23 protein-coding genes are annotated in these 25,689 nt (G+C 67.2%); 20 read left to right on the top strand and 3 right to left on the bottom strand.

Going from position 1 to position 25,689, the window contains the following annotated elements; genetic code table 11:
* Window positions 1-91: 91 nt before the first annotated feature.
* From aliB to A37E_RS0105530, 5 genes are all read left to right on the top strand, one after another.
* Complete coding sequence (gene aliB / locus A37E_RS0105550) at window positions 92-1,264, top strand: cyclohexanecarboxyl-CoA dehydrogenase (protein ID WP_029555703.1); 1,173 nt, start codon at window positions 92-94, stop codon at window positions 1,262-1,264.
* Window positions 1,265-1,286: 22 nt separating this feature from the next.
* The gene (gene aliA / locus A37E_RS0105545) at window positions 1,287-2,945 is read left to right on the top strand and encodes a cyclohexanecarboxylate-CoA ligase (RefSeq protein WP_029555702.1); all 1,659 of its coding nucleotides are present in this window, start codon (window positions 1,287-1,289) and stop codon (window positions 2,943-2,945) included.
* A 72-nt stretch (window positions 2,946-3,017) separates the two neighbouring features.
* Complete coding sequence (locus tag A37E_RS0105540) at window positions 3,018-5,078, top strand: FAD-dependent oxidoreductase (RefSeq protein WP_029555701.1); 2,061 nt, start codon at window positions 3,018-3,020, stop codon at window positions 5,076-5,078.
* A complete protein-coding gene (gene pcaF, locus A37E_RS0105535; protein ID WP_029555700.1) occupies window positions 5,075-6,277 on the top strand; it encodes a 3-oxoadipyl-CoA thiolase in 1,203 nt (400 codons plus the stop codon). The genes A37E_RS0105540 and pcaF overlap by 4 nt, the downstream gene beginning before the upstream one ends.
* 60 nt (window positions 6,278-6,337) lie before the next feature.
* The gene (locus A37E_RS0105530; protein WP_029555699.1) at window positions 6,338-7,987 is read left to right on the top strand and encodes an electron transfer flavoprotein-ubiquinone oxidoreductase; all 1,650 of its coding nucleotides are present in this window, start codon (window positions 6,338-6,340) and stop codon (window positions 7,985-7,987) included.
* 50 nt (window positions 7,988-8,037) lie between these two features.
* Here A37E_RS0105530 and A37E_RS0105525 read toward each other — a convergent pair whose 3' ends face one another.
* Window positions 8,038-8,484, bottom strand: a complete 447-nt coding sequence (locus A37E_RS0105525) for a MaoC/PaaZ C-terminal domain-containing protein (protein WP_024280795.1) — start codon at window positions 8,482-8,484, stop codon at window positions 8,038-8,040.
* Between the two features lie 199 nt (window positions 8,485-8,683).
* Between A37E_RS0105525 and A37E_RS0105520 the strand changes: the two genes are divergently transcribed.
* The 15 genes from A37E_RS0105520 (at window position 8,684) to A37E_RS0105450 (ending at window position 23,420) form a co-directional block, all read left to right on the top strand.
* Window positions 8,684-9,874 carry an ABC transporter substrate-binding protein gene (locus A37E_RS0105520; protein ID WP_029555698.1) on the top strand — a complete coding sequence of 397 codons (1,191 nt, stop codon included), beginning with the start codon at window positions 8,684-8,686 and terminating at the stop codon, window positions 9,872-9,874.
* A 43-nt stretch (window positions 9,875-9,917) separates the two neighbouring features.
* Window positions 9,918-10,076, top strand: a complete 159-nt coding sequence (locus A37E_RS26815) for a hypothetical protein (RefSeq protein ID WP_156026246.1) — start codon at window positions 9,918-9,920, stop codon at window positions 10,074-10,076.
* 62 nt (window positions 10,077-10,138) lie between these two features.
* The gene (locus tag A37E_RS0105510; protein ID WP_051678810.1) at window positions 10,139-10,537 is read left to right on the top strand and encodes a PaaI family thioesterase; all 399 of its coding nucleotides are present in this window, start codon (window positions 10,139-10,141) and stop codon (window positions 10,535-10,537) included.
* Between the two features lie 204 nt (window positions 10,538-10,741).
* A complete protein-coding gene (locus A37E_RS0105505; RefSeq protein WP_029555696.1) occupies window positions 10,742-11,524 on the top strand; it encodes a DeoR/GlpR family DNA-binding transcription regulator in 783 nt (260 codons plus the stop codon).
* A 172-nt stretch (window positions 11,525-11,696) separates the two neighbouring features.
* The gene (glpD, locus tag A37E_RS0105500) at window positions 11,697-13,262 is read left to right on the top strand and encodes a glycerol-3-phosphate dehydrogenase (protein WP_051678809.1); all 1,566 of its coding nucleotides are present in this window, start codon (window positions 11,697-11,699) and stop codon (window positions 13,260-13,262) included.
* 40 nt (window positions 13,263-13,302) lie between these two features.
* A complete protein-coding gene (glpK, locus tag A37E_RS0105495; RefSeq protein WP_081837468.1) occupies window positions 13,303-14,871 on the top strand; it encodes a glycerol kinase GlpK in 1,569 nt (522 codons plus the stop codon).
* A gap of 68 nt (window positions 14,872-14,939) precedes the next feature.
* A complete protein-coding gene (locus A37E_RS0105490) occupies window positions 14,940-16,322 on the top strand; it encodes a sugar ABC transporter substrate-binding protein (RefSeq protein WP_029555693.1) in 1,383 nt (460 codons plus the stop codon).
* Window positions 16,323-16,326: 4 nt separating this feature from the next.
* Complete coding sequence (locus A37E_RS0105485) at window positions 16,327-17,253, top strand: sugar ABC transporter permease (protein ID WP_156026244.1); 927 nt, start codon at window positions 16,327-16,329, stop codon at window positions 17,251-17,253.
* Window positions 17,250-18,089 carry a carbohydrate ABC transporter permease gene (locus tag A37E_RS0105480; RefSeq protein WP_029555691.1) on the top strand — a complete coding sequence of 280 codons (840 nt, stop codon included), beginning with the start codon at window positions 17,250-17,252 and terminating at the stop codon, window positions 18,087-18,089. Before A37E_RS0105485 ends, A37E_RS0105480 begins: the two co-directional genes overlap by 4 nt.
* Complete coding sequence (locus A37E_RS0105475; RefSeq protein ID WP_029555690.1) at window positions 18,086-19,138, top strand: ABC transporter ATP-binding protein; 1,053 nt, start codon at window positions 18,086-18,088, stop codon at window positions 19,136-19,138. The genes A37E_RS0105480 and A37E_RS0105475 overlap by 4 nt, the downstream gene beginning before the upstream one ends.
* A 1-nt stretch (window position 19,139) precedes the next feature.
* Entirely contained in the window at window positions 19,140-19,931 is a 792-nt protein-coding gene (locus A37E_RS0105470; protein WP_024280785.1) for a GntR family transcriptional regulator, read from the top strand.
* Between the two features lie 30 nt (window positions 19,932-19,961).
* A complete protein-coding gene (locus tag A37E_RS0105465) occupies window positions 19,962-21,596 on the top strand; it encodes an arylsulfatase (RefSeq protein WP_081837466.1) in 1,635 nt (544 codons plus the stop codon).
* Window positions 21,593-22,603, top strand: a complete 1,011-nt coding sequence (locus A37E_RS0105460; protein WP_081837465.1) for a formylglycine-generating enzyme family protein — start codon at window positions 21,593-21,595, stop codon at window positions 22,601-22,603. Before A37E_RS0105465 ends, A37E_RS0105460 begins: the two co-directional genes overlap by 4 nt.
* Window positions 22,604-22,678: 75 nt before the next feature.
* Window positions 22,679-23,077 carry a DUF202 domain-containing protein gene (locus tag A37E_RS0105455; RefSeq protein ID WP_024280782.1) on the top strand — a complete coding sequence of 133 codons (399 nt, stop codon included), beginning with the start codon at window positions 22,679-22,681 and terminating at the stop codon, window positions 23,075-23,077.
* Between the two features lie 13 nt (window positions 23,078-23,090).
* Window positions 23,091-23,420 carry a DUF202 domain-containing protein gene (locus tag A37E_RS0105450; RefSeq protein ID WP_029555686.1) on the top strand — a complete coding sequence of 110 codons (330 nt, stop codon included), beginning with the start codon at window positions 23,091-23,093 and terminating at the stop codon, window positions 23,418-23,420.
* A 163-nt stretch (window positions 23,421-23,583) separates the two neighbouring features.
* Here the strand turns inward: A37E_RS0105450 and A37E_RS0105445 are convergent, their stop codons facing one another.
* Both A37E_RS0105445 and A37E_RS0105440 read right to left on the bottom strand, forming a co-directional pair.
* Window positions 23,584-24,996, bottom strand: a complete 1,413-nt coding sequence (locus tag A37E_RS0105445) for a sensor histidine kinase (protein WP_038192640.1) — start codon at window positions 24,994-24,996, stop codon at window positions 23,584-23,586.
* A complete protein-coding gene (locus tag A37E_RS0105440) occupies window positions 24,996-25,661 on the bottom strand; it encodes a response regulator (RefSeq protein ID WP_024280779.1) in 666 nt (221 codons plus the stop codon). The genes A37E_RS0105445 and A37E_RS0105440 overlap by 1 nt, the downstream gene beginning before the upstream one ends.
* Window positions 25,662-25,689 lie beyond the last annotated feature (28 nt).

Genomic DNA, 25,689 nt, shown 5'->3' with positions numbered 1-25,689 from the left:
CACAGGGCCGCGCACGGGCGGCCGCGCCGAACCCGGCGGGGAAACACCGGGGCAGCAAGAACAGCACGCAGGAAACCAAGGCAGGCAAGCCATGACACCCACGGCGTATCCAACGGTTTTCGATACTGAAGACCTCGTCGCCCTGCGCGATCTTGCGGCGAAATTCGCCGCCGAAAAGCTCGCACCCGGCTACAAGGAACGCGAGCGCACCGGCACGTTCGGCACGGATCTGGTGCGCGAGATGGGCCGCCTCGGCCTCATCGCGCCCGAGCTGCCCGAAGAATTCGGCGGCAGCGGCGCCGGCTCCATCTATTCGGGCGTCATCATCGAAGAGATCGCCAAAGGCGATTTCAACTTCGGCTATATCAACGTCCTCGCCTCGCTCAACGGCCAGATCCTCGCGAACTTTGCCAATCCCGAGATCAAGCGCCACTGGCTGCCGAAGCTGACCGCCGGCGAGATCCTGCTGGCCATCGCCCTCACCGAGCCGCGCGGCGGCTCGGACGCGGCCAATCTGGGCCTGCGGATGGAGCGCGACGGCGACCATTACGTCATCAACGGCGAGAAGACCTCCATCTCGGCCGCCGACCAGGCCGCCGCCGCCGTCGTCTTCGCCCGCACCGGACGGCCCGAGGACAAGGCGCACGGCGTCTCCGCCATCTTCGTGCCCATGGACACCCCCGGCATCTCGACGACCCGCTTCACCGACCTCGGCCAGCATGCCATCGGCCGCGGCTCCATCTTCTTCGACAATGTGCGGGTGCCGGCCGATCACCTGCTCGGGGGGGAGAACAAGGGCTTCGTGCAGGTGATGCAGGGCTTCGATTTCTCCCGCTCGCTCATCGGCCTGCAATGCCTCGGAACGGCCCGCCAGTCCCTTGCCGAGGCGTGGGCCTATATCGGCGAGCGGCGCGCCTTCGGCAAGCCGCTGGCGGCCTTCCAGGGCATCACCCACCAGCTTGCCGACTTCGACACCCGTGTCGAGGGCGCCCGGCTGCTGAGCTACAACGCGCTGTGGCTGAAGGACAATGGCCTGCCCCACGTGGCGGAGGCGGCGATGGCCAAGTGGTGGCCGCCGCTCCTCGCCTATGAGGCGATCCACGCCTGCCTGCTGATCCACGGCCACGCCGCCTATTCCACCGAGCTGCCGTTCGAGCAGCGGCTGCGCGACGTGCTGGGCCTCCAGATCGGCGACGGCACTGCGCACATCATGAAGAACATCATCGCCCGCGAACGGGCGGGTCGGGTCGCGGTCAACGGCTGATCCGGAGACAGGGGAGGACACCATGCAATTCGACGCCGTGCTCATCGAGCCCCGCCGCGCCCGGATGGAGGCCGAAGGTTTCTGGCAGGGCAAGACCCTGCTCGACTATTTCGACGTTTGCCTCGCCGAGAAACCCGATGCCGTGGCGGTGCTCACCGTCGTGACCGGCAGCGGGACGCGGCGCGAAATGACCTATGCGGAGATCGACCGCCTCGCCTGGCGCGCCGCCGCCGGGCTCCGCCGTCTCGGCCTCGGCAAGGACGACGTGCTGTCCTGCCAGCTGCCGAACGGGTGGGAATTCGTCGTCCTCTACATCGCCTGCCTCCGGCTGGGCGTCGTCTTCAACCCGGTGATGCCCATCTTCCGCGAGCATGAGCTGTCGTTCATGCTCCGCCATGGCGAGACCAAGGTGTTCGCCATTCCCCGCGTCTTCCGCGGCTTCGACCACGAGGCGATGGCGCACCGGCTGAAGGCGGACCTGCCCGACCTGCGCCATCTGGTCGTGGCCGGAGGCGAGGGGCCGGACGCATTCGAGGCATCGCTGCTCGATCCCGCGCTGGATGCGGACGTGCCCGCCGCCCGGGACATCAGCGCCCGCGACCGCAGCGGTGCGAACGCCGTGTGCCAGCTCATCTACACCTCGGGCACCACGGGCGAGCCCAAGGGCGTGATGCACACCGCCAACACCATGTATTCCAACCTGTTCGCCTATGCGGACCGGCTCGGGCTCGGCGCATCGGACGTGGTGTTGATGGCCTCTCCCATGGCCCACCAGACCGGCTTCATGTACGGCCTGCTGATGCCCTTCATGCTCAAGGCCCGCATGGTGCTGATGGACAGCTGGGACAAGGCGCAGGCGGCGCGCGTCATCGAGCAGGAAGGTGTCACCTTCACCATGGCTTCGACGCCCTTCCTCATGGACCTGACCAACACGGTTGAGGAACTGGGCGCGGATTCCTCCTCGCTCCGCATCTTCCTGTGCGCCGGCACCGCCATTCCGGGGGCGCTGGTGGAGCGGGCGCGGAAGGTTCTGGGCACCAAGATCATCTCCGCCTGGGGCATGACCGAGAACGGCGCGCTGACGCTCGTTTCTCCCTCCGACCCGGACGAGCGCTCCATCAACACGGACGGCTTCGTGCTGCCCGGCATGGAGATTCAAATCCGCGCCGCCGACGGCACCGCGCTCCCGGTCGGCCAGGAGGGCGCGCTCTTCGTGCGGGGCTGCTCCAATTTCGGCGGCTATCTCAAGCGACCGCAGTGGAACGCCACCGATGCCGATGGCTGGTTCGATACCGGCGACATCGCGCGCATGGACGAGCAGGGCTACATCCGCATCTGCGGGCGCACCAAGGACGTCATCATCCGCGGCGCGGAGAACCTGCCCGTGGTCGAGATCGAGTCGGTGCTCTACAAGCACCCGAGCATCCAGCAGGTGGCTATCGTCGCCTATCCCGACGAGCGGCTCGGCGAGCGGGCCTGCGCCTTCGTCGTGCCGAAGGCGGGGAAGACCTTCAGCTTCGACGAGATGATCGCCTTCCTCGATAGCCAGCATCTCGCCAAGCAATACTTTCCCGAGCGGATCGAGGTGGTCGATCAACTGCCGTCCACCGCCTCCGGCAAGATCCAGAAATTCGCCCTGCGGACCCTGCTGCGCGAGCAATACGAGCAGTCCCGCTCCTGATGGCCGCCTTGCGCCCCGGCGCTTCCCGTGCGCCGGAGCGGCGCATCCCCCATGTCCGCGAGTGAGGCCGACATGCCCGGACCCGTTCATTGCGTCGTCGAAGAGGGCGTCGCTCTCGTCACCATCGACAATCCCCCGGTCAACGTCATGTCCCAGGCTGTGCGGCAAGGACTTGTCCGCGCGCTCGACGCGGCCGAGGCCGCAGGAGTGAAGAGGGTGGTGCTGACGGGTGCCGGCAAGGCCTTCATCGCGGGGGCCGACGCGAGGGAGTTCGCCGCCGCCCCCCAGGAGCCTCACCTGCCGGACATCATCCGCCGGATCGAGGACTTTCCGGTTCCGGTGGTCGCGGCCCTCAACGGCACGGCCCTCGGCGGCGGGCTGGAAGTGGCGCTCGCGTGCCGGGCGCGGATCGCCGCGCCGGGCGCGACTCTGGGCCTGCCGGAAGTGACGCTGGGCATCGTGCCCGGTGCCGGCGGAACGCAGCGGCTGCCGCGTCTCATCGGCCTCGGGCCGGCCTTGTCGCTGATCTGCGAGGGTCGGGTGATCGGCGCGCGTGAGGCGCAGGACCTGGGGTTGGTGGATGCGGTCGCGGACGATCCGGCCGCCGCCGCCATGAGCTGTCCTGTCCCGAACCGACCTGCCACCGGCGCCTTGCCCGCCCCGCCGCCGGATCCAGATGCGGTGGAGGCGGCGCGCGAGCAGGTGGCAAGACGCAGTGCCGGCCAGATCGCGCCCTTGAAGGCAATCGATCTCGTCGACGTCGCGACCCGCCTTCCGTTCGACGAGGGTTTGGCGTTGGAGCGGGAGATCTTCCTCGCCCTGAAGACCTCGGATCAGGCGGCCGCCCTGCGGCATGTCTTCTTCGCCGAGCGCGCCGCCATGGCACAGGGGAAGGGCGGCGGGGCGGACATCCGCTCCGCCGTGGTGGTGGGCGGCGGCACCATGGGCGCCAGCATCGCCTACGCCCTCGCCGGACTTGGCATTTCCGTGGCGCTGGTGGAAAGCGACGCCGCCGGCGTCGAGCGGGCGCGGGCCAATGTGGCGCGCCTCTATGCCGACGCGGTGAAGCGGGGTAAGATCACGGCCGAGGCCGCCGAGGTGGAGCAGGCCGCGCGCTTCGGCTTCCACGAGGGCTATGGCGCCCTGCCGCCCGCGGATATCGCCATCGAGGCGGTGTTCGAGGACATGGAGGTCAAGCTGCAGGTTTTCGCCGCCCTCGACGCGGCGCTGCCGGCGCACACCATCCTTGCCACCAACACCTCCTATCTCGACGTGAACCGGGTCGGCGAAGGCGTAAGCCATCCGGAGCGGTTCCTCGGGCTGCATTTCTTCAGCCCGGCCCATGTGATGAAGCTGCTGGAGGTGATCCGGGCGCGGACCACATCGCCACAGACGCTCGCCACCGCCTTGCGCCTCGCCGCGCGGCTGAAGAAGATCCCGGTCCTCGCAGGCGTGTGCGACGGCTTCATCGGCAACCGCATCCTGACCCGCTATCGCCAGACCTGCGACATCATGCTGATGGAAGGCGCGCTGCCGGCCCAGGTGGACCAGGCGCTGCGTGGCTTCGGCATGGCCATGGGTCCCTACGAGGTGCAGGACCTCTCCGGCCTCGACATCGCCTATGCCAACCGCAAGAGGCTCGGCTGGCGCACGAAGGACGGCTTCCGCTACATTCCCATCGCCGACCGGATCGTCGAGGAGACCGGCCGTCTCGGCCGCAAGACGGGGGCCGGCTGGTACGACTACGATGGCGGGACGGCCTCTCCCTCCCCGTTGATCGACGGGATCGTGGCCGAGGAATCCGCCCGCGCCGGCATCGCGCGCTGCACCTTCTCCGACGAGGAGATCGTTACCCGAGCCATCAGTTCCATGATCGAGGAAGGCTTTCGCATCCTCGAGGAGGGCATCGCCGCGCGGGCCTCCGACATCGATCTTGTGATGGTGCATGGCTATGCCTTCCCGCGCTGGCGCGGCGGCCCCATGCACCACGCCGGGCGCATCGGATGTGCGGAGATCGCGCGTCGCATCGAGGCCTTCGCCGTCGAAGATCCGCTGTCCTGGGGTGTTCCCGCCCTCCTGCGCCAGGCGGCGCGCGAGGGTCTGAACCCCGACGATCCGGGAGCTGCCCCATGACCCAAGCCTTCATCTGCGATTTCATCCGCACCCCCATCGGCCGTTACGGTGGCGCGCTCGCGCAGGTGCGTGCCGACGACCTTGCCGCGCTGCCGCTTCGCGCCATCCTGGCCCGCAATCCCGGCCTCGATCCCGCTGCGGTGGAAGAGGTGTGGATGGGCTGCGCCAACCAGGCCGGGGAGGACAACCGCAACGTGGCGCGCATGGCGCTGCTGCTCGCGGGCCTGCCGAAAACGGTGCCGGGCGTGACGGTGAACCGCCTGTGCGGCTCCGGGCTCGAAGCGGTGGTTGCTGCCGCGCGCGCCATCCGCTCCGGGGATATGGAACTCGCCATCGCCGGCGGGGTGGAGAGCATGACCCGCGCCCCCTTCGTGATCCCCAAGGGCGCCGGGCCGTGGTCGCGTGCCACGGAAATCCACGACACCACCATCGGCTGGCGTTTCGTCAATCCGCGGATGGCGCAGGACTACGGCACCGATTCCATGCCTGAGACGGCGCAAAATCTGGCCGACGAGCATGGCATCAGCCGCGAGGACCAGGACGCCTTTGCCCTGCGCTCCCAGGAGAAGGCAGCGGCGGCCCAGGTCAACGGGCGGCTCGCCATGGAGATCCTCCCCGTCAGCGTGCCGGTCGGCCGTGGCAAGACGGAAGAGGTGGCGAGGGACGAGCACCCGCGTGCCACGACCCTGTCCGATCTTGCCCGGCTTAAGCCCATCACCCGCCCGGACGGCTCGGTGACGGCGGGCAATGCCAGCGGCGTCAATGACGGAGCCGCGGCGCTGATCGTGGCTTCGGAAGCGGCGGCGCGGCGCTTCGGCCTCACCCCTCTCGCCCGCGTGGTGGCCGGGGCCTCGGCGGGCGTGGCCCCGCGCATCATGGGCATCGGACCGGTGCCTGCGGTGGAACGGCTGTGCGCGCGCACCGGCGTCCGGCTGGATGGCATCGACCTGATCGAGCTCAACGAGGCATTTGCCGCCCAGGCGCTCGCCGTGATGCGACAGCTCGGCATTGCTGCCGACGATCCGCGGGTGAATCCCAATGGGGGCGCCATCGCGCTGGGCCATCCGCTCGGCATGAGCGGCGCGCGCATCGCCGGCTCGGCGGCGCTGGAACTGTCCCGCGGCGGGGGCCGCCACGCCTTGGCCACCATGTGCGTCGGCGTCGGCCAGGGGGCCGCGCTGCTGCTCGAACGAGTCTGACGCATACGGGAGGCGCGTCTGCGCCTCTCTCGGCATACTGAGACCAGATGAGGGGACGTCATGTCCGAAATCCAAAGGGAGGCGATGGCCTATGACGTCGTGATCGTCGGCGCGGGCCCGGCCGGCCTGTCCGCCGCCATCCGGCTGAAGCAGCTTGATCCCGACCTCGCCGTGGTGGTGCTGGAGAAGGGGTCGGAGGTGGGCGCCCATATCCTGTCCGGCGCTGTGCTCGACCCCTCGGGACTCGACGCGCTGCTGCCCGACTGGCGCGAGCGCGATGCGCCCATCACCGTGCCGGTGCGCGAGGACAATTTCCATTTCCTCACCAAAACCGGCGGCGTGCGCATTCCCAACTGGCCGATGCCGCCGTTGATGTCGAACCACGGCAACTTCATCGTGTCCATGGGCAATGTGTGCCGCTGGCTCGCCGCGCAGGCGGAGGCGCTGGGCGTGGAGATCTTCCCCGGCATGGCGGCTTCCGCCCTCGTCTATGGCGCGTCCGGCGAGGTGATGGGCGTGGTGGCCGGCGAGTTCGGCCGCGCCGCCGATGGCTCACCCGGCCCGGCTTACGAGCCGGGCATGGAGCTGCATGGCAAGTACGTGCTGCTGGGCGAGGGGGTGCGCGGCTCGCTGGCGAAGGAGGTCATCGCCAGATACGACCTTTCCGCCGGTCATTGCCCGCAGAAGTTCGGCATCGGCATGAAGGAGATATGGGAGGTCGATCCGGCCAGGCACCGGGAAGGCACGGTCACCCACACCATGGGCTGGCCGCTGGGCGCCAATGCGGGCGGCGGTTCCTTCATCTACCATCTCGACAACAATCAGGTCTATGTGGGCTTCGTGGTTCATCTGAACTATGCGAACCCTTATCTTTCTCCCTACATGGAGTTCCAGCGCTTCAAGCATCACCCTTTGGTGGCGGATCTGCTGAAGGGCGGCAAGCGCGTGGCCTACGGGGCGCGGGCCATCTCGGAGGGGGGGCTTCAGTCGCTGCCGAAGCTGGTGGCGCCAGGGGTGGCGTTGATCGGCTGTTCGGCGGGGCTGGTGAACGTGCCGCGCATCAAGGGCAACCACAACGCCATGCTCTCGGGCAAGGCGGCCGCCGAGGCGGTCCATGCGGCGCTGGCCTCCGGCCGCTCCGGTGACGAGCTGGCACCCTACGAGAGCGAGATCCGGACGGGAGCGGTGGGGCAGGACCTGAACAAGGTGCGCAACGTGAAGCCGCTCTGGTCGCGCTACGGGCTTATGGCCTCACTGGCGCTGGGCGGCTTCGACATGTGGACCAACCAGCTCTTCGGACGCAGCCTGTTGGGCACCTTGAAGCACGGCAAGAGCGATGCCGCCTCTACGGGAGAGGCGAAGGATTTCACCCCCATCGACTATCCCAAGCCCGATGGCGTGCTCTCCTTCGATCGCCTCACCAACGTGGCCTTCAGCTTCACCAACCACGAGGAGAGCCAGCCGCCGCATCTGAAGCTGGCCGATCCGTCCATTCCCGTCGCCGTCACCCTGCCGACATATGCCGAGCCGGCCCAGCGTTACTGTCCGGCGGGGGTCTATGAAGTGGTTGAAGATCAGGCGGAGCCGCGTTTCGTGATCAACTTCCAGAATTGCGTCCACTGCAAGACCTGCGACATCAAGGATCCGGCGCAGAACATCACCTGGACGACCCCGCAGGGCGGCGACGGGCCGAACTATCCGAACATGTGAGGATACGATGGGCGATGGCGGCTCCGTCTGGACGCAGCGGGCGGCCTCGCCTATCCGGCCGCCGGGGTGTTAGGCACCCAGGCGAGCGTGTGGGAGGCGACGGCCACCAGCGTGCCGTCCTGGTTCGTGACCTCGATCTCGGCACTGGCGCGCCTGCGTGCGGCATCCACCGTGCTGACGCGATAATGGGTGGTCACCGTATCGCCCAGAAAGACCGGCTTGACGAAGCGGATGCGATCGTAGCCGAGCGCCACGGCGATCTCGTTCGCCTCTGGCGGTGTCCGGGCCGCGATCATCCCGGCGACGGTGGACATGAAGCCGACCAGCAGCGCGCCGTGCGCCTGTAGCCGGCCGAAGCGCGAGCGCTCCATGAAGGGGCGGTTGACGTGGTTCGGGGCGAAGTCGCCAGTGATGCCGGCGAACAGGTACACGTCGGTCTCGCCAACCGTTTTCGTGAAGACGGCGGAATCGCCCGGCTTCACGTGGAAGTCCTGCATCGTCCTCTCCTTTCCAACCCGGATCGGCATGCGGCCGGCCGAGGATCATTCTCCGCGCTCCGGCGGAGCGCCCAACGTAGCCTCGTCCAAAAAAATTGGCAAATATATTTACATAATATATGGAATGTGATTGACGTAAATGGCGCCAATAAAAACAGCTTCAGTCACCGCAAGGGGAGGATACGCCATGCGTCATTATATGAGCATTTTAGGGGTTTTGGTGGGAATCGCCGTGTGGGCGGGGCCCGCCGCGTCCGAGACCAGGATCAAGATCGGTATCCTGAGTGACATGAGCGGACCATACTCGGATCTTGCAGGTCCTGGCTCGGTGGCGGCCGCCCGCCTCGCGGTGGAGGACTTCAAGGGTGCAGACAAGGGCATCCAGGTGGAGATCGTCTCCGGCAACCATCAGAACAAGGCGGACATCGGCTCCGTCATTGCCCGCTCGTGGATCGACCAGGAGGGTGTCGACGTCATCGGCGACGTCACCGGCTCGCCGGTCGCGCTGGCGGTCAGCCAGATCGTCAAGGACAAGGACAGGATCCAGCTGAATGCCGGCGCGGCGACCGCCGATCTCACCGGGTCCAAATGCACGCCCAACACCATCCACTGGACATACGACACCTGGGCCAACGCCAACGGCACCGGGAGCGCCATGGTGCGCCAGGGCGGCAACAGCTGGTTCTTCATCGCGGTGGACCAGGCCTCCGGCCATGCCATGGAGCGCGACACCGTGGCGGTGGTGAAGGCCGCCGGAGGGCAGGTGCTGGGATCGGTCAAGCACCCGCTCGGCACCAGCGACTTCTCATCCTTCCTGATCCGGGCGCAATCCTCCGGCGCCAAGGTGGTGGGCCTCGCCAGTGGCGGCGAGGACATGATCAACGCCATCAAGCAGGCCTCCGAGTTCGGCATCGTGCAGGGCGGGCAGTCCATCGCCGGCCTGTTCACCTTCATCACCGACATCCATGCGCTGGGGCTCAAACTCGCGCAGGGTCTGGTGCTGACGGAGGCGTTCTACTGGGACCGAGACGATGCGAGCCGGGCCTTCGCCAAGCGCTTTGCCGCGCTCCACAAGGGCAAGATGCCGACCCAGGTTCATGCCGGCGTCTATTCCTCCATCATGCACTATTTGAAGGCCGTGGAGGCCGCCGGCACCAAGGATACGAACACCGTGCTGGCCAAGATGCGCGAGATGCCCATCGACGATCCCCTGTTCGGCAAGGGCGAGGTGCGCATCGACGGCCGCGCGGTGCACGACATGTTCCTGTTCAAGGTGAAGGCCCCGGCCCAGTCCAAGGGCGAATGGGACGTCTACGAGACCCTCGCCACCATCCCGGCAGCGCAGGCGTTCCGCCCGCTCAATGAAGGCGGTTGCCCGCTGGTGAAGTAGGGTAGACCTGGAGCGTCTTCACGCGAGGCGGAGATCGCCTCGCGTGAAGCAGACGCGCCCCATCAAAGAGCTGGAGGGTTCTCCCATCATGCCGACGGCGAACGCAGACAGTGCCTCCCGGAAGGGTTTCGGCAAGCCGGCCATCGACACTGCCGGACGCATTCGCGCATCCATTGCCGCTCCAATCCAGGCCAAGCGATGACGGACGCAACCATGTCTCACGCGGATGTATCGTCCGAGAGCCTGAGGGCGCGCATCCTGCGGATGTTCTCGCGCAATGCCTTCTCGGGGACGATGCCGCTATGCCTCGTCGAGGCCGAGGTGGGGCGCGCGGTGATCACCATGGAGGTCGGCCCGGCGCAGATGAACGGCCATGGCACGTGTCATGGCGGCGCCCTGTGGACGCTGGCCGACATGGTCTTTGGCGCGGCCGGCTACTACGACGGCACCATCCTGACCACGGGCAGCGATCTCACCTTCATCCGTCCTGTTCCCGGCGGCGCGACGATCCATGCGTCCGCGGCTCAGATCAGCCGCCGGGGGCTGAGCGGGATCTTTACCGTCGTGCTCACCCTCGATCCGGGCAATCCCGACGCGGTGGTGGCTGCCGGGACCTTTTCCGGCCGTTGGCTCCGCAGCGAGGGCCGCGGCGGCGGAAACTGAACGGCAGGCGCGTGCTCGCATCTCACATCGTGCCGTCAAGTTCACGGTGGCATCGACGCCGGCCCGCTCCTCGATCGCCACCATGGCCGCATATTGGACCGGCGTGATCAGAGCCCAGGAGCAGTCTTCCGACACGTTCCCATTGATCGGATGGGCGCGGGTTGACATCGTGCACGTCGGAATTTCGTACCGGGGTTGGCCGACGTGCCTGTGTTGAACGATCGCCAGAACACCATCCTGTCCCTTGCCCGGGCGAGTGGCCACGTGGACGTCGAGGACCTTGCGCTGCGCTTCAACGTGACGCCACAGACCATCCGCCGCGACCTTAACGCCTTGTGCAGCGGCAATCTTCTGGCCCGCACCCATGGTGGCGCCGTCATCTCGTCATCCGTGGAAAACCTGTCCTACGAGGCGCGGCGGCAGATCGCGGCACCTGCCAAGCGCGCCATCGGCGCCGCCGCGGCGGCGCTTATCTCGGACAATTCCTCGCTCTTCATCACCATCGGCACCACCACGGAGGAAGTGGCCCGGGCCATCACCGCCCATCGCGACCTTCTGGTCATCACCAACAACATCAATGTGGCGCTGAGGCTTTATCCTTTCCCCGCGATCCGCGTGATGGTCGCGGGCGGACAAGTGCGGCATTCGGACGGGGCGGTCGTGGGGCCGGCGGCGGTCGACATGATCCGCCAGTTCAAGGTCGACACCGCAGTCATCGGCGCCTCGGCCATCGACGAGGACGGATCGCTGCTCGACTTCGATCCCCTCGAGGTGACGGTCGCGCGGGCCATCATGGACAATGCGCGCCGGGTGATCCTTGTGTGCGATCGCAGCAAGGTGGGCCGCGTCGCGCCGGTCCGTCTCGGACACCTCTCCCAAGTGTCGGCCTTCGTCACCGACCACCTGTCTTCGGATCGCCTGCGCGCCGTGTGCGCCACGCATGGCGTGCGTGTGGTGGAAGCGCCTCCAGAAAACGAAAACAGATAACTTATTGATTTATATTGTTATATCGATCATAAAATGTTCGTTGTTTTCGATTGCGAACATAGATTTGTTCGTTTTAGGTTTGACCCGTGATCCGGATCGCTCCTTGGCCGCATAGGCCCGGCGCCGCATCGCCGCGAGACACGCGCTGCAATGGGGTGCGGAGGCTGGGTCGATGGAACGAGTGCGCACGTCCGCGCAGGTGTCGGCGGGCCGTCCGGCCGCGGACGATCCGTTCGATATCGCCATCATCGGCGGCGGCGTGAACGGCTGCGGCATCGCCCGCGACGCGGCCGGACGGGGCTATTCAGTCTATCTGTGCGAGCAGGGCGACCTCGCCGGCGCCACCTCCTCCGCCTCCACCAAATTGCTGCACGGCGGCCTGCGCTATCTCGAATATTACGAGTTCCGGCTGGTGCGCGAAGCGTTGACCGAACGGGAAGTGGTTTGGGGGATCGCGCCCCACATCGTGCACCCGCTGCGCTTCGTGCTGCCCTATCGCCGGGGTATGCGCCCGTGGTGGATGCTGCGCCTCGGCCTGTTCCTTTACGACCACATCGGCGGGCGCAAGCTGCTGCCCGCCACCCGTTCCCTCGACCTCGGCCGGGACCAGGCCGGTGCGCCCCTCAAGCCCGATCTGCGCACGCGCGGCTTCGAGTATTCCGACTGCTGGGTGGACGATGCCCGGCTCGTGGTGCTCAACGCCTGCGACGCCCGGGACCGGGGCGCCGTGATCGAGACATGGGCGCGGGCGGTGGATGCCGCGCGCGCCTCGGACGGCTGGACACTTCAGGTCGAGAATGCCGAGACACACCAGCGCAAGGATGTGCGCGCCCGCGTGCTCATCAACGCCGCAGGCCCCTGGGCGGACTGTCTCGCGGGCCAAACGCTTCCGCCCCTCGCCGGCCGGCTGCGGCTGGTGCAGGGTTCGCACATCATCGTGCCGCGCCTGTTCGATCACGACCGCTGCTACATCTTCCAGAACCCCGACGGCCGGATCGTCTTCGCGATTCCGTATGAGGGGGACTTCACCCTCATCGGCACCACCGACCATGATTTCGAGGGGGACCCGGCCGCGGTTGCGATCACCGCCGACGAGACGGGCTATCTCTGCGCCGCCGCCAGCGAATATTTCTCGCGCCCCGTCTCACCTGCCGACGTGGTGTGGAGCTATTCGGGCGTGCGCGCGCTGTATGACGACGGGGCGAGCGCCGCTCAGGCGGCGACGCGGGACTATGTACTGGAATTGAACGATGCGGGAGGCGCGCCGCTCCTCTCCGTGCTCGGCGGCAAGATCACCACCTATCGCCATCTCGCCCTCGACGCGCTGGACAAGCTCAGTCAGCATCTTGGCGCAGCGGCCGCGCGCCGTGGGGACTGGACAGGGAGCGCACCACTGCCCGGCGGCGATTTCCCCCGCGGCGCGACGGCGCAGCTGGCGCTGTCCCTTCGGCAGAACCGACCCTGGCTGACGCCTCCGGATGCCGCCCGGCTGGCGCGCACCTACGGCACCAGGGCCGAGACGTTTCTCGCGGCGGCTGATGCCGATCCCGCCGCGCGGACCACCTTCGGGGCGGGCCTGACGGTCGCGGAGGTGCGTCATCTGATGCGCGAGGAGTTCGCACGCACGGCCGACGATGTGCTCTGGCGCCGGACCAAGCTCGGCCTTCGCCTGACGCCGGCGGAGGTTTCGGCGCTGGAAGACTTCATGGCGTTGGAGCGCAATGGCGCCGCGGCCTGACGCGGGGCATGGCCCAGAACAAGAATGACAAAGAATAAGAATGACAAAGAATAAGAAGGGGGGGCGGGTGGAGACGCATATACTTGTCATCGACCAGGGCACGACTTCGACGCGATCCATCGTGTTCGATCGCAACTTCACGCCCGTGGCCTCGGCCCAACGCGAATTCCCGCAGTCGTTCCCGCATCCCGGCTGGGTCGAACATGATCCGCGCGATCTGTGGGAGACCAGCCTTGCCACCATGCGCGATGCGCTCGCGCGCTCGGGGCTGACGGCGGCCGACATCGCCGCCATCGGCATCGCGAACCAGCGCGAGACGACCGTTCTGTGGGACCGCGAGACCGGAGAGCCCATCGCGCCCGCCATCGTCTGGCAGGACCGGCGCACGGCGGACCTGTGCAACCGTCTCACGGCGGAGGGCTGCGAGGGCCTTGTTGCCGAACGCAGCGGGCTCCTCATCGATCCCTATTTCTCGGCCACCAAGATCGGCTGGCTGCTGGACAACGTCCCCGGCGCGCGGAGCCGGGCAGAGCGCGGGGCGCTCGCTTTCGGCACGGTGGACACCTTCCTGCTCTGGCAGCTCACCGGCGGTGCCGTGCATGCCACGGATGCGACCAACGCCGCCCGGACGATGCTGTTCGACATTCACTCCGGCGTCTGGGACGAGGACCTGCTGCGCCTGTTCCAGATCCCCGCCGCCATCCTGCCCGAGGTGCGCGACACCGCCGGCGCGTTCGGCACCGCCGCCGCGACCTGGCTAGGGCGCGAGGTGCCGGTGCTGGCCATGGTCGGCGACCAGCAGGCGAGCCTCGTGGGGCAGGCCTGTTTCTCGCCGGGGCTGGCGAAGGCGACCTATGGCACCGGCGCCTTCATGCTGCTCAACACGGGCGATGCCCGGCCGCGCTCGCGCCACCGCCTCCTGACAACCATTGCCTATCAATGGGATGGCAAGCGGACCTACGCGCTGGAGGGTTCGATCTTTTCCGCCGGGTCCACTGTGCAATGGCTGCGGGACAGCCTGGGCATCATCACCACGGCGGCCGAGAGCACGCGGCTGGCGGCCGAGGCGGACGATGATCAGCCAGTCTATCTCGTCCCGGCCTTCACCGGCCTTGGCGCGCCCCACTGGCGCAGCGATGCGCGCGCCACGCTGAGCGGTCTCACCCGCGGCACCACCCGCCGGGAGATCGCCCGCGCGGCGCTGGAAAGCGTCGGCTATCAGACCCTCGATCTTCTGGAGGCCATGCGGGCGGACATGCTCGACGCCGGTCTTGAGGGCGCCGAGGCGGTCATCCGGGTGGATGGCGGGATGTCCGACAGCGATTGGACGATGCAATTCATCGCCGACGTTCTTGGCAATCCCGTGGACCGCCCGGTCGTGCGGGAGACCACGGCGCTCGGGGCGGCCTTTCTCGCCGGATGGCGCGCGGGCCTTTACGGCGGGCCAGAGGAATTTGCCCGCAACTGGCACCTCGACCGGCGCTTCTCGCCTGAGATGGCGGACGACCGGAGATCCAGCAAAATCAATGGCTGGCGCCACGCGGTCGTGCAGGCGCTGCACGCTCAGGACCGACCTTCAACCCGCACAGAAGACAGGTGCGCCTGTTGACAGGTTATGATGTCTTATAGATTGTTATGACAATAGGCCGGATCCATATCGGCCAGGAGGAAACGCCAATGACTTCTGTGAAGCCCACGCGGCGTCACGTGCTGCAGGCTGGCCTTGCCGCCGTCGCTTTCCCCGCTCTCATCCGTTCCGCCGGCGCGCAGGATGCGGACCTTTCGGCCTACAACGCGGCCAAGATCGACTGGCGCCAGGCATCCGGCGAGCAGATCACCGTCGCGGTGATCCCGGCAAGCTACTTCGATGCGCTCATCGCGCTCGCGCCCCAGTTCGAGGCGCTGACCGGCATCAGCGTCCGGTTCGAGAAAATCCCGCCCGCGCAGATCCGCCAGAAGGCCGTGATCGACCTCACGTCCAAGGCCGGCGGATATTCGACCCACGCGGCCGACCCCATGTATTACGCGCTCTACGCCGCGAACAAATGGGTGGAGTCGCTCGATCCCTATCTCAAGGACGCGACCCTCACCGACCCCGCCTGGTTCCAGCCGGACGACATCATTCCCGCGTGGCGCAACGCCAACACCATCGACGGCAAGCTGTATGGCGTGCCGTATGACGGCGAGGTCACGGTTCAGGTCTATCGCAAGGATCTGTACGACGCGAAGGGCCTCAAGGCGGCGGATACGCTGGAAGACTACGTCGCCAACGCCGCGGCGCTGAACGATCCCGGAAGCCGCCTTTGGGGCGCCGCCCTGCGCGGCGTCGCCGGTGCCGGGCAGAACGTCTACATCTATTCTTCGCTGTTCAAGGAATTCGGCGGAGACTGGTTTCCGGGCGGCAAGTTCCGCGTCAACGGGCCGGAGGCCGAAGCGGCGCTCAACTGGTATGTGGACGTGATGCGCAAATACGCGCCCACCGCAGCGCAGAACTGGAACTGGCCCGACATCGCCGACGCCTTCTCGCAGGGCACCATCGCCAGCTACATCGACGCGAACACGTCCGCCTCTGTCATCACCAATCCCGAGAAGTCCAAGGTGGTCGGCAAGATCGGCTTCGCGCGCTGGCCCAAGGGGCCGACTGGCAAGCGCGTGTCGTCCATCTGGAACTGGGGCTTCCCCATCAATGCCTCGCTGCCGGAGAAGCGGAAGAAGGCCACCTGGCTGTTCATCCAGTGGGCGGCATCGCTCCAGACCCAGGCGCTCACCTCCTACCAGTTCTCCGGCCCGGCAAAGCGCTCCGGCGTGAACCGCCTGAGCCTTTGGAAGAACCCGGACTTTGTGAAGCTGATGAACAGCTTCGGCGACAATTTCGTCGCCACCACCCTGGGCGCGCTGGAACAGGATACGGACGTGAACTGGCGTCCGCGCGTGCCCCAGTGGCCGGCCATTGGCGACACGCTCGCCACCGCGATCCAGCAGGCCTTGGTGGGGCAGGCCACCACCAAGGCCGCCCTGGACGAGGCACAGCGCCGCCTAGAGCCGATGATGCGAGGCTGATGTCGTGACGAAAGCCACTACCCTCGACGTTCCGGTCGGCGGTCGCGCAGATCCCGCGCGGATGATGGAGGGACGGGAGCGCCGCTTTGCGGCGGCGCTGCTCGCCCCCGCCTTCATCGCCCTGATGGCGACCACCACGTTTCCGCTGCTGCATCTGGGATGGACCAGCCTGCACCGGATGGACCTCGCGATGCCGTTCATGGACGGCTTCGTCGGGCTCGACAATTACCGGGAGCTGCTCGGCGATCCGCGTTTCTGGTCCGCGCTCGGGGTTAGCCTCGTCTATACGTTTTCCACGGTGATCCTGCAGGTCGTCCTGGGCCTCGCGCTCGCGCTGCTCGTCAACGGCATGAAGCGCGGACAGGCGCTGTTCCGCATCGTGGCGATCCTGCCCGTGGTGCTCTCGCCCGCCGTTGTCGGCATGGTATGGCGCACCTTCATGCTCACCCCCGAATTCGGCGTGGTGGACTATCTGAGCATGACGGCCGGCCTCGGCAGCCACAACTGGCTCGGCGATCCCTCCCTCGCCCTGTTTTCCGTCGTGGTGATCCACACCTGGCAGTGGACGCCGTTCGCTTTCATGGTGCTGCTGGCCAGTCTCGCGGCCCTGCCCGAGGACATCTACGAGGCGGCGCGCATCGACCGGGCGAGCCCGTGGCGCTGCTTCGTGCGCATCACCCTGCCGTTGCTGCGTCCGGCCATCGTCATGGTGATCATCATGCGCACCATGGTGGCGCTCACGGCGTTCGCGGCCATCTTCACCGTCACTGGCGGCGGTCCGGGAACGGCCACCGAGATCCTCAATCTCTACGCCTACCGCAAGTCCTTCACCGAGCTGTCCATCGGCTACGGCTCGGCGCTCGCGGTGGCCCTGTTGATCTTCACCCTCGTCATCACCGGCGTCCTGTTCGCACTCCGGAGGGCGAAATGAAGGGTCACAAGCTGCGCCTTGCCCTGCTCCTGAGCGTATCCGGCCTGTTTCTGCTCGCCTGGATTTTCCCGATCTTCTGGAGCCTCCTCAACGCCTTCAAGAGCGAGCAGGATGTGCTCGCCTATCCCCCGAAGCTGATCTTCTCGCCAACGCTCGCGGCGTTCAGGGACGTGCTGTTCGGCCCCACGTCCATCGTGCCGAACCTCGTCAGCAGCTTCATCATCTCCATCGGCACGACCATCGTGACCATGGTGCTCGCGATCCCCGCCGCCTACGCCCTCGCCCGCCTGCGGGTGCCGGGCAAGAAGTGGTCGGGCTTCTACGTGCTCGCCACCCAGATGCTGCCCCCGGTGGGCATCATCATTCCCTACTTCCTGATCCTGCGGGATATCGGCTGGATCGATACCTATCAGGGCATCATCCTGATCTATCTCTCCTTCTCGCTGCCGTTCGCGATCTGGCTGCTGGTGTCCTATTTCGAGGACCTGCCGTTCGAGATGGAAGAGGCGGCCTTCATCGACGGCGCGAGCCGGCTGATGACCCTGTGGCGCATCATCCTGCCCCAGGTGCGCGGCGGTGTGGCGGTGACCGTGGTCTTCGTCTTCCTGAATGCCTGGAACGAGTTCCTGTTCGCCGTGGTGCTGTCCGGAAACGTGGTGAGGCCGGTCACCATCTCCATGTTCAACTTCGTGTCGGTGGAACAGACGCTCTGGTCGAAGCTGGCGGCGGTGTCCGCGCTCGCGATGCTGCCTGTCATCATCCTCGGCATCATCGCCCAAAAACACATCGTGAAAGGCCTGACGGTCGGCGCCGTCAAGGGAGGGGGACGCCGATGACCGCGCGCGGACTGGTTCAGCTCGAAAAGATCGTCAAGAAGCATGGGTCGTTCGAAGCCCTGAAGGGCATCGACATCGAGATCCGCCCAGGCGAATTCTTCGCCCTGCTCGGGCCGTCGGGCTCCGGCAAGAGCACGACGCTGCGCATTCTCGCCGGCCTCGATGCCCCCACCTCCGGCCGCATTCTGCTGGATGGGAAGGACGTGACCGGCGCCGATGCGCGCGCCCGTGACATCGCCATGGTGTTCCAGAGCTATGCGCTCTACCCGCACATGACGGTGGCCGAGAACATCGCGTTTCCCCTGGAGATGGCGAAGACACCGAAGGCGGAGATCGCGCCCGCGGTTCGGGAGGCGGCCGCCAAGGTGAAGATCGATCATCTTCTGGACCGCAAGCCGGGGCAGCTTTCCGGCGGCCAGCAGCAGCGCTGCGCGCTCGCCCGGGCGATCGTGCGCAAGGCGCGGCTGTTCCTGCTGGATGAACCGCTCTCCAATCTCGATGCCATGCTGCGCCTCGCCACCCGCGTGGAGCTGAAGAAGCTGCAGAGGTCGCTCGGCGTGACGGCCGTGTATGTCACCCACGACCAGGAAGAGGCGATGACCCTCGCCGATCGCATGGCGGTGTTCCGGGAAGGCGAGATCTGCCAGATCGGCCGGCCGGCGGATGTGTTCGCCGCGCCGAACTGCATCGAGGTTGCCGCCTTCATCGGCAGCCCGCCCATGAACCTCATCACCACCCGGACCACGGCCGGAGGCGTCCTGATCGGCGGCCGTCATGTTCCGGTGGCCGCCTCTCTCGAGGCGGGTCGCGCGGTGGTGGTGGGTGTGCGGCCCAGCGCCGTCCGGTTCGATCCGGCCGGCATTCCCGTGACGGTGGAGGTCGTGGAGAACCTCGGCGACGCCGCCATCCTCGACCTCACCCTCGATGGCACCCCGCTCAGGGCCCGATACGACCGCTTCCCGCTGCCGCGCGAAGGGGAGACGATGGCCGTGTCGTTCGCTCCGGAAGACATCCATCTGTTCGACCCAACCACCGGCCGGCGGATCTGACATGCTCGCGCCCATCAAACTCGCGCCCATGAAAGGCAAGTCCGCGCGCGAAGCGAACGGGACCAAATCCGGCGGGGCCGGAGCGCCGCCGCTTCACATCCAGGTGCGCGAAGCCATCCGCAGTCAGGTGCGCGAGGGCAAGCTCATCGACGCGGACGGCCGCCTGATGCCCGAGGCCGAGCTGGTCAAGCATTTCGGCGTGAGCCGCATCACCATCCGCCACGCCATCCAGCCCTTGGTGGAAGAGGGCATGTTCGCCCGCGAACGCGGCCGCGGCACGTTCCTCAAGTCGAACGAGCCGGAGAACTGGCTCGGACGGCTGATGGGCTTTTCCGAGACCATCCGCGACGCCGGCTTCGAGCCCGGCGCGCGCATTCTCCACCAGGGAATGACCAACGCCCACGACACCGCCGCACGCGAGACCCTGCGCGAGCGCGCGGTTTGGGAACTGAAGCGCGTGCGGCTCGCGGACGCGATCCCCATCGCCATCGAGCATGCCTTCTACCCGCCCGATATCGGCCTTGAGCTGGAGAAGCGGGACCTCGTTTCCATCCTGATGTACCGGGTGTTCGAGGAGGAGCTCGGGCTCAACATCAAGGAGGCGAGCCAGAGCATCTCCGCCACGCTCGCCGACGAGGCGACTGCCGGCCTGCTCGGGATCGCGCCCGGCGACCCGCTTCTCGCCATGGAACGCCTGACCATCTCCACGGACGGACGGCCGCTGGAGCTGCTGCGCTCGGTCTACCTGCCCGACTATTTCCGCTTCACCATCAATCTGACGCGACGGGCGTGACGAGGTCACGCCGCGCCCCTGGAGCCATCCATGTCCGATACGCCCGCGACCAAGCGCCCGAATATCGTCCTCATCCTGAATGACGACATGGGCTTTTCCGATATCGGCTGCTACGGCGGCGAGATCGAGACGCCCAATCTCGACCGGCTGGCGGCGAACGGCCTGCGTTATTCGCAGTTCTACAACACCGCACGCTGCAGCCCGTCCCGCGCGTCGCTGCTCACCGGCCTTCATCCGCACCAGACCGGCATCGGCATCCTCACCTACAGCACCGGGCCGGAAGGCTATGTGGGCAATCTGAACAAGAACTGCGTGACCATCGCCGAGGTGCTGCGCAAGGCCGGATATCGGACCCGCCTCACCGGCAAGTGGCATGTGGCGGCGAACCTCACAGAGCCCACCGATACCTGGCCGCTGCAGCGCGGCTTCGATGAATTCTACGGCACCATCATCGGCGCCGGCAGCTTCTATTGGCCCAATACGCTGACGCGCGGCAACGAGAATGCCGAGCATGAGGCCAAGGAAGATCCGAACTTCTTCTATACGGACGCCATCACCACCGAAGCCGCCGACTTCATCCATCGTCACGCGAAGGAGCATGCCGGCGAGCCCTTCTTCCAGTACGTGGCCTATACGGCCCCGCACTGGCCGCTCCATGCGCACCCCGAAGACATCGCCAAGTACAAGGGCCGCTTCGACGCCGGCTGGGACGAACTGCGCGAGGAGCGCCTGTCCCGCATGATCAAGTCGGGGCTGATCCATCCCGACTGGAAGCTGACCGACCGCGATCCCACCCAGCCGCCGTGGACCGAGGCGGAGGAGCGCGCGTGGCTGGCCCGTTGCATGGAGGTCTATGCCGCCCAGATCGACCGGATGGACCAGGGCATCGGCCGCGTGCTGAAGGCGCTCGAGGACACCGGGCAGATGGACGACACGCTGGTCATCTTCCTCTCCGACAACGGCGCCTGCGCCGAGGACATTCCCGAGGATGTCTCGCCCCAGGCCCTCGTCGAGGACCTGATGATCGCCCGGGCGCAGACCCGCGACGGCCGTCCCGTGCGCTTCGGCAACATTCCCGAGATCATGCCCGGCGCGGAGGACACTTATCAGAGCTACGGCGTCGCCTGGGCCAACCTCTCCAACACGCCCTTCCGGCTCTACAAGCACTGGGTCCACGAAGGCGGCATCGCCACGCCACTCATTCTCCACTGGCCGGCCCAGATCACGGCAGGCGGCGAGCTGCGCCATGTGCCGGGCCAGCTGCCGGACATCATGGCAACCATTCTCGACGTGACCGGCGCCGCATATCCCCAGACCCACGACGGCAATGCCATCCTGCCCTGCGAAGGCGTCAGCCTCGCGCCCTCCTTCCCGGAGGACGGCGAACGCACGGAGCCGATGTTCTGGGAGCACGAGGGCAATGCCGCGGTGCGTGTCGGCCAGTGGAAGCTGGTCCGCAAATACCCCGGCCCCTGGGAGCTCTACGACATGGAGGCCGACCGCACCGAGCTACACGATCTCTCGGCGGGCCACCCCGAGCGCGTCCAGGAGATGATCGGCCTCTATCAGGCGTGGGCCGAACGCTGCGGCGTGATCCCGCGCGAGAAGATCCTCGAGCTGATGAAGGCCCAGGGCGCCGCCGCCTTCTGGGAGGAAGAGGAGTGACGCAGGGGCGGGAGAGCGGCGGGGCGGAGGAGGCCGGCAAGTCGCCGACCTGCTGCTGCGCGCGCCGCCCCGAGACGGCAGGCGAAGCGCCGCCGCCACCTCCGCCGGCCTCCACCGGCGGGAAGGGCACGGCCTTTCGCTGGATTGCGCTGCCGGGTGGACGCTTCCTGATGGGCACATCCGGCGCCGAAGGCTTCGCGGGCGATGGCGAGGGGCCGGCGCGGCCGGTCACGCTGAGCCCGTTCCGGGTGTCGGCCTATGCGGTGACGAACGCGCAGTTCGCCGATTTCGTCCGGGCGACCGGTCATGTCACGGAGGCCGAACGCTTCAACTGGTCCTACGTCTTCCACGCGCTGGTGCCGCCGGAGACCGCTGCCCGCATCGAGCGGGTGCCGGTAGAGGCGCCCTGGTGGCTGCCCGTGCCGTTCGCTTACTGGGCCCAGCCGGAAGGCCCCGGCACCACCGTTCTCGATCGCCTGGATCACCCGGTGGTGCATGTGTCCTGGAACGACGCGGTGGCCTTCTGCGCGTGGTCGGGCACGCGCCTCCTGACCGAAGCGGAATGGGAATATGCCGCGCGCGGCGGACTGGACGGAAAGCTCTATCCCTGGGGAGACGAGCTGACCCCTGGCGGCCGGCATCGCTGCAACATCTGGCAGGGCACCTTCCCGGATCTCAACACGGCGGAGGACGGCTACATCGGCACCGCCCCGGTGCATGCCTTTGAGCCGAACGGCTATGGCCTTTTCAACGTGGCGGGCAATGTCTGGGAATGGGTTCGGGATGTCTTCAGCCCCGAATATCACCGGGTCACAGGCGATCGCGACCCCGTCCATGACGGGCCGGGCGCGAGCCGCTCGATGCGTGGCGGCTCGTATCTGTGCCACAGCTCCTATTGCAACCGCTACCGGGTCGCGGCCCGGAACTCCAATACGCCGAACAGCAGCAGCGGAAATATCGGCTTTCGCGTCGCCGCGCTGGATGCAGGCGCGGCCCAATTCGCGTAGACCGCCCGGACGATGAGTTCGTCACGGGTCGATCTGACCTTCATGGCGACCTGATACACAGCACAGCGTGCAACAATGTCCAATCTGTCTCTCGATACATCCGCTGACCGGTCAGAGCATGGACCGTCTCTGAAATGGTGGCAGCGCGGGGCGCGGCCGGATTATCGCTTCTCGCTCGCCAACGAGAGAACGTTTCTCGCCTGGATCCGGACGGCTCTGGCGCTGATTGCCGGAGCGGTCGGCATCGACCAGTTCGCCTCGCATCTCGGGCCGCTGCCCCTGCGGCTTGGTCTTGCGCTGATCCTGTTCGTGGCGGGAGGCGTGCTCGGTGGAATGGCCTATCCCCGCTGGGTGCGGGCCGAGCAAGCCATGCGTCACAACGCCGATCTGCCCGTCAGCGCCCTGCTTCCCCTTCTGGCGGCCTTCACTGCCACCCTTGCCGTGGGGCTCGCCTGTCTCATGGTCTTGATCTGACCGGACCCGCGGCATGAAAGACCCAGGCCTCCAGCGCGAGCGGACGGGGCTGGCCTGGTCGCGGACGGGCTTCGTGATGATGCTCGTCGCCCTGCTGTCCATGCGCGGCGGCCTCTCCCATTTTTCCTTCAGCCAGCTCTTGGCGGCGCTCTTGCTGAGCGGGACGTCCGGCCTGTTACTGTATCGCGGCCACCAGCGATCCCGCTACGAAGACGGCACGGACGAGGTCGTCGCCGAGCCAAGCCGCCGGCTTGCCGCTGTCACCGGCATGGTCGTTCTCACGGTGGCGCTGCTCCACGCGACTTCGGTCCTGCTCCGGCTCCTGCACCATTTCGCCGGCTAGGCTGGCGCGCCACATGAGGGCCGGAGCACGCCGTGCGTGAGATCGAGCGGGCCGAAATCGCTCGGGAGAGGGGTCGTATGGCGGCATGGCTTGGTGCTGACGTTCCATGTCCGTGCCGCGCCTCGATCATCTCCTTTCAGGCCATCCCGCCGACCTGAAGGGCTCAGGCGTCAGGCGGTGTCCGGGTCGACAGCGGCATGCGGAGCGTGGCCTGCAGGCCGCCCAGATCGGGGCTGCTGTCGAGGGTGATCGTGATGTGCAGCAGGTCCGCGATCACCTTCACGATCGACAGGCCGAGGCCGCTGCCCGGTACGTCTGCCCGGTTGGGCGCACGGTAGAAGCGCTGGAACACGCGTTCGCGCTCGGCCTCGGGAATGCCGGGGCCGCTGTCCTCGACGGTCACGACGGCTGCATCGCCGCTGCGGTCGGCGCACAGCACCACCTGTCCACCGGCGCCGGAATATTTCACCGCATTGTCGAGAAGATTGCCCAGCAGTTCGGACAGCAGCACGGTATCGGACACGAGCGGCAACGGGCGCTGCCGGATGAGGCAGGAGAGCTGGGTGTCGGGCGGGATGCCGGCGATGCGGTCGGCGATGACGTGCTCGATCACGTCGCCCAGATCGCAGGGCGTGCCGCCTGCGGCTGAAACTGCGCTTTCGTCGGCGCGGGCCAGGGTGAGAAGCTGGGTGATGAGCCGCTCCAGCCGTTCGGCACCCTGGTCCAGCTCGGCCAGCGCGCTGCCCCTCAGCTCGGGATCCGCACTTTCCCGCCGCAGCAGGTCCACATGCATCCTGACGATGGCCAGCGGCGTGCGCATCTGGTGGGAGGCGTCGGCGGTGAAGCGCCGCAGCAGCTCGGTGGCCGAGCGCAGGCGCTCGAACATGGCGTTGATGGCGGTGGCGGGAGCCATCGCCTCCTGCGGCACCTCGGACAGATCGAGCGGCCGCAGATCGCGCCAGTCGCTGACGGCGCGGGTGTCGATCTGCCGGCTGAGGTCGGCGAGCGGCATCAACCCGCGCTCGACGGAAACCCACGCCAGAATCCCGATGGCCAGTATCAGGGCGGCCTCTGCCAGACCCAGGTTGCGCAGCATCTCGTTGCGCAGCTGGTTGCGGGCGAGCCGGGTCTCGGCGACGGCGACGATCACCGGACGCTCGACGCCATAGACGCGGCGCGCCACTGCGGCGAGGCGCACGGCATTGCCGCGGTAGGTGTCGTTCCAGTGGGTCGGCTGGCCGGGCAAGGCCGCCGCCATCCGGCCGAGCGGCAGGTCGGGATAGCCCGTCACCGGCCCGGCGTCCGAGGTGACGAGATAATAGACGTTATCCTGCGTCTTGGTTTCGAGCATGCCGAGGGCAACCTGCGGCATGTCCACCACCACCTCGCCGCTCTCCACCGCGAGGCGCTCGGCGATGGCCATCAGGGAGCCGTCGAGGAGGCGGTCGTGGGAGCTCTCCACCACCGACGTGATGGTGAGATAGCCGCCGGCTCCGATGGCGACGGCCAGCAGCAGCACCGGCGCGAGCAGATTGAGGAGAACCGCGCGCTTCAGCGAGCGGCGGGCGGGGCGCATCAGTCCTTCTCCAGCATGTAGCCGAGCCCGCGGACGGTGCGGATGCGCAACCCGCCGGCCCCGAGCTTCTTGCGCAGGCGGGCGATGTACAGTTCCAGGGCGTTGGGGCCGACTGCATCGTCCAGCCCGAACACTTCCGAGATGAGGCGGGCCTTGGGCACGAGCTTGCCCGCCTGGACCAGAAGGAGGTGCAGAACCGCAAGCTCCCGCCGCCTAAGATCGAGAGGCGTGCCCTCCAGGCGCGCCACGTGCTGCACGGTATCGAACTGCAGCGGCCCGAATTCGATCAGGGCGTCGCTGACGCCGAAGCCCCGGCGCACCAGTGCCCGCACCCGCGCTTCGAACTCGGCGAGGGCAAACGGCTTGTTCACATAATCGTCCGCGCCGAGGTCCAGCGCCTTCACCTTCTCGCTCACATGGTCGCGGGCGGTGAGGATCATCACGGGCGTCTTGAGGCCCGCGCGGCGGATCGCCCTGAGCACGTCATATCCGCTGCCGTTGGGCAGGCCGAGATCGAGCACCACCAGATTGTACGCCTCGCGGGTTGCCAGCCCGACCGCATCCGCCGCATCGGCCTCGTGATCGACCGCGTAGCCAAGCGAGGCGAGCGAACGCTTCAGTCCGCTCGCCAGCGCCCGGTCGTCTTCCACGATGAGGATACGCATCAAGCCGGCTCCCGGCCGGGCTGCAACC

It is taken from the genome of Xanthobacter sp. 91, assembly GCF_000702385.1.
GTDB classification, from domain to species: Bacteria; Pseudomonadota; Alphaproteobacteria; order Rhizobiales; family Xanthobacteraceae; genus Xanthobacter; species Xanthobacter aminoxidans.
Note: the sequence above shows the minus strand (reverse complement) of the source record. Positions and strands in the feature narration are given on the sequence as shown.